The sequence below is a fragment of the Mycobacterium sp. genome (genome assembly GCF_049280035.1).
GTDB lineage: Bacteria > Actinomycetota > Actinomycetes > Mycobacteriales > Mycobacteriaceae > Mycobacterium.
Window position 1 is genome coordinate 1 of record NZ_JBAPPI010000504.1, and the last position, 4,343, is coordinate 4,343.

Annotated in this window: 1 protein-coding gene; it reads left to right on the top strand. The window is 64.9% G+C overall.

All coding sequences use genetic code 11. The features are described 5' to 3' along the window. Window positions 1-548: 548 nt before the first annotated feature. On the top strand, window positions 549-4,343 hold a 3,795-nt coding region (gene car / locus WAN71_RS16345), incomplete at its 3' end, for a carboxylic acid reductase (RefSeq protein WP_422226336.1).

Here is a 4,343-nt window from a genome sequence, read left to right on the forward strand (position 1 = left end):
AACGCCAAGACGCCGTCGCGGTAGTCCTGTGCCACGTTGCTGATGTGCTGCACGAAATGCGCCGAGGCACCGGCGGCCGTCAGGCCGGCGGCGAAAGTATGTCAATGGGCTCGTAAGCGCACCGGGATACCCCCAAGGCGGGGTGTAGCAGATTCTTGTAGAAGGCACCGGTATCCACCGGTTCCGTGAAGTCCAGCGACGCCACCCCAGCCGGCCACGCGAGTGGCGCCACCAAGCCAACAGTCGGCGATCCGAGCCCACGGGCGAGTTCATCAATCAGTAGTACTCATCGTCTGCACAACACTGTGCAGGGGCCGCACGGTCGGTTGATCCCAGCGCCGGGAACGGTCGCGTCGCCGTAGCTTCAAAAACGACACCACAAATTCCAGTGGTGAGTGTTCGGACGGCGATTACACAGGCTTGTGGGTCCATTCAGCAGATGTCCCCCGAGAAGGGTTGAGGCGTGACCATCTTCACCGCGGTGAAAAGCGCTGCCCGGGAACGGAAGTTCTTGACCGGGCAATCCAGAACTAGCGAAAGGCATGATCATGGCACTTCTCGAGGGCAAAACTGCGGTAATCACCGGCGGTTCGACAGGCGTCGGGTTGGCCACCGCCAAGCGGTTCGTCGAGGAGGGCGCGTACGTCTTCATCAACGGACGGAGTCAGGCCGAACTCGATGCGGCGGCCAAGGAAATCGGCGAGAACGTCACCGGTGTGCAGGGTGATGGCAGTAAGCAAGGGGATCGCGACCGGCTCTACGCCGCGGTCGCCGACACTGGCCGGCGCCTGGACGTCGTGTTCGCCAACGCCGCGGTCATCGACGTCGCACGGATCGGCGAAGTCACACAAGAACACCTGCAGAAGGCGCTGCCGTTACTGAACGACGGCGGATCAATCATCCTGAACTCGTCGAACCCGAATGCCAAGGACAACGACGGCATCGGCGTGTACACCGCGATCAATGCGGCGCTGCGATCATTAGCCAGCACCTGGGCAAGTGAGTTGCGGGACCGCAAGATTCGCGTCGACGTGATCAGCCCTGGCGTGGCCCGCGACGCCACGGCCGAGGAGGTCGCGAACGCGGCGCTTTACCTGGCCTCGGGCCCAAGCAGCTACACCACAGGCGACGACATTCCCGTGGACGCCGACATCAACGAGGTCGCCCGCCGCGTCGAGGACCTATCCGCCAACGACCCCCAGTTCGCCGCAGCCAAGCCGAGCCCGGCGGTCGCCGCCGCCCTTGCGCTACCGGGGCTGCGACTGCCGCAGCTCGTTCAGACCGCGCTTGAGGGTTACGCAGACCGCCCGGCACTCGGGCAGCGCGCCGTTGAGTTCGTCATGGACCCAAAGACCGGACGCACCTCACTGGAGGTGCTCCCCCACTTCGAGACCATCACCTACCGTGAGCTAAGCGACCGCGTCGGCGCACTGAAGCGCGCCTTGGCCAACGACCCGCTACAGGCCGGCGATCGGGTTTGCGAGCTGGGCTTCACCAGCGTCGACTACGCCACCATCGACCTGGCGCTAGGCCAGATCGGTGCGGTGGCGGTTCCGCTACAAACGAGCACGGCGATCACCCAGCTGCAGCCGATCGTGACCGAGACCGAGCCCAGCGTGATCGCGGCCAGCGTGAGCCAGCTGCACGACGCCGTCGAGTTGCTCCTGAGCGGCCATGTCCCCGCGAAGCTTGTGGTGTTCGACTATTACGCCGAGGTCGACGACCAGCGCGAGGCCGTGGAGACCGCCCGCGCGCGGTTGGCAGGTACCCCGGTGATTGTCGAGACCCTGGCCGACGTTCTCGAGCGCGGTAAGGCGCTGCCGGACAAGTCAATTGCGGCGCCGGCTGAGGACGACCCACTGGCCCTGCTCGTCTACACATCCGGCAGCACCGGCGCACCCAAAGGTGCGATGTATCCGCAGAGCAATGTCGGCAAGTTGTGGCGCAGGTCCAGCAGCAACTGGTTCGGGCCGAGCGCCGCGTCGATCACTCTCAACTTCATGCCGATGAGCCACGGCATGGGACGCGTCATCCTCTACGGCACGCTCGGCAATGGCGGCACAGCGTATTTCGCCGCCAAGAGTGACCTCTCCACGCTGCTCGAGGACCTCGAGCTGGTGCAGCCCACCGAGTTGAACTTCGTGCCACGAATCTGGGAGACCCTGTTCGGCGAATTCCAGCGCGAAGTCGATCGGCGGCTGTCCGACCCGACCGACCCTGCCGCCCGCGCGGCCGTCGAAACTGAGGTCCTGGTCGAGCAGCGGCAGTACCTGCTGGGCGGGCGGTGCATCTTCGCGATGACAGGGTCGGCGCCTACCTCCCCGGAGCTGAAGGCCTGGGCTGAATCCCTGCTCGAGATAAATCTGACGGACGGCTACGGGTCCACCGAGGCCGGGATGGTGTCGTTCGACGGTGAGGTGCAAAGTCCGCCAGTCATCGACTACAAGCTGGTCGACGTTCCGGATCTGGGCTACTTCTCCACCGACCGGCCGCATCCGCGAGGCGAGTTGCTGGTCAAGACCGAGAACATGTTCCCGGGCTACTACAAGCGGCCGGAGGTCACCGCCGGCGTGTTCGACGCCGACGGCTACTACCGGACCGGAGACGTCGTCGCCGAGGTCGCTCCCGGTCGGCTTGAGTACGTCGATCGCCGCAACAACGTCTTGAAGCTCGCGCAGGGCGAGTTCGTCACCGTCGCAAAGCTGGAGGCGGTCTTCGGCAACTGCCCACTGGTCCGGCAGATCTACGTCTATGGCAACAGCGCACAGCCGTACCTGTTGGCCGTCGTGGTCCCCACCGAAGAGGCGTTGGCTAGCAACGACATTGAGACGCTCAAGCCGCTGATTGCCGATTCACTGCAGAGCGTCGCGAAAGAGGCCGGTCTGCAGTCCTACGAGGTGCCGCGCGACTTCATCATCGAGACAACACCTTTCACGCTGGAGGACGGTCTGCTCACGGGCATCGGGAAGCTGGCGTGGCCGAAGCTGAAGCAGCACTACGGTGACCGGCTGGAACAGGTCTACGCCGAGCTGGCCGAAGGCCAGGCCAACGAACTGAGCGAACTGCGCCGCAGCGGGGCCGACGCGCCGGTGCTGCAAACGGTGAGCCGGGCCGCGGCCGCCATGCTCGGGACGGCGACCACCGACCTGGCGCCGGATGCGCACTTTACCGACTTGGGCGGAGACTCATTGTCCGCGCTGACATTTGGCAACCTGTTGCACGAGATCTTCGGCATCGATGTGCCGGTGGGCGTCATCGTCAGCCCGGCCAACGACCTGCAGGCCATCGCCTACTACATCCAGGGCGAGCGGCAGGGCACCAAAAGGCCCAGCTTCGCCTCGGTCCATGGTCGCGACGCGACCGAGGTTCATGCGAGTGACCTCACGCTGGACAAGTTCATCGATGCGCCGACGCTGGCTGCCGCGCCAACGCTGCCGCGGCCCAGCGCCGAGGTGCGCACTGTCCTGTTGACCGGCGCGACCGGCTTTTTGGGCCGCTACCTGGCGCTGGAGTGGCTAGAGCGCATGGATCTGGTCGACGGCAAGGTGATCGCCCTGGTGCGGGCCAAGACAGATGAAGATGCGAGGACTCGTCTCGACAAGACCTTCGGCGTTGGCTCTCCTGAAGGCGACCCGAAGCTGCTTGAGCATTACCAGCAGCTGGCTGCCGACCACCTGGAGGTCATCGCCGGCGACAAGGGCGAGGCCAACCTCGGCCTGGACCAGCAGACCTGGCAGCGGCTGGCCGACACCGTCGACCTGATCGTCGACCCTGCCGCTCTGGTCAACCACGTGCTGCCGTACAGCGAGCTGTTCAGACCCAACGCGCTGGGCACCGCGGAGTTGATCCGGATCGCGTTGACCAGTAAGCAAAAGCCGTACACGTATGTGTCGACAATCGGTGTGGGCGATCAGATCGAGCCGGCGAAGTTCGTCGAGGACGCTGACATCCGGGTCATCAGCCCGACCCGCAAGATCAACGACAGCTACGCCAACGGTTACGGCAACAGCAAGTGGGCCGGCGAGGTGCTGCTACGCGAGGCGCACGACTTGTTCGGCCTGCCGGTCGCGGTGTTCCGGTGCGACATGATCCTGGCCGACACCACGTATGCGGGTCAGCTCAACGTGCCGGACATCTTCACCCGGATGATCCTGAGCCTGGTGGCCACGGGTATCGCGCCGGGTTCGTTCTACGAACTCGACGCAGATGGCAACCGGCAGCGTGCGCATGTCGACGGTCTGCCGGTCGAGTTCATCGCCGAGGCCATCTCCACGCTGGGGGCCCAGAGCGTGGCAAGTTTCCAGGCCTACGGCGTGATGAACCCCTACGACGACGGCATTGGG